The sequence below is a fragment of the Citrobacter sp. VF227 genome, assembly GCF_052950715.1.
In genome coordinates this window covers 1-437 of record NZ_JBRFVF010000601.1, presented here as the reverse complement: position 1 = coordinate 437, position 437 = coordinate 1, and the positions used below count along the sequence as shown (strand labels likewise).

Below are 437 nucleotides of genomic sequence, written 5' to 3'. Positions count from 1 at the left end.
GTCTGAAACCGGGTGAAGTTCTGGTCACGGGCTTTGATGCTGTACCGGAAGCGCTGGCACGCGTGCGTGACGGCTGGCTGGCGGTAACGGCGGTTCAGCGTCCTGGTTTTGCGGTGAAAACGGCCATGAGCCAACTGGTGAACAACGTCCGTGAGAAGACCGCAATCACCGGTGCTGACTATCCGCCAACGCTGATAACTCAAGAAAACCTGCAGCAGGCTGAGCGTATCGGTGAGGCCGGTAACCGATATGTCCAGAGCCGCTGCGTAAGTGGCTGCTCACTATGAGTAGGAGCAGACCGATTTCGCAACCCTTACTGAAAGTCACCGACCTGGCGAAAAGCTTTTCCGGCGTCTGGGCGTTAAGCAGCGCACAACTGACCGTTGGTGCGGGTGAAATCCACGCGCTGTCTGGTGAAATCGGTGCCGGAAAATCGA

1 pseudogene is annotated in these 437 nt (G+C 57.4%); it reads left to right on the top strand.

The window, feature by feature from the left end:
- Positions 1 to 287: pseudogene (locus ACU8YC_RS28105) on the top strand (hypothetical protein); the annotation flags it as partial.
- Positions 288 to 437 lie beyond the last annotated feature (150 nt).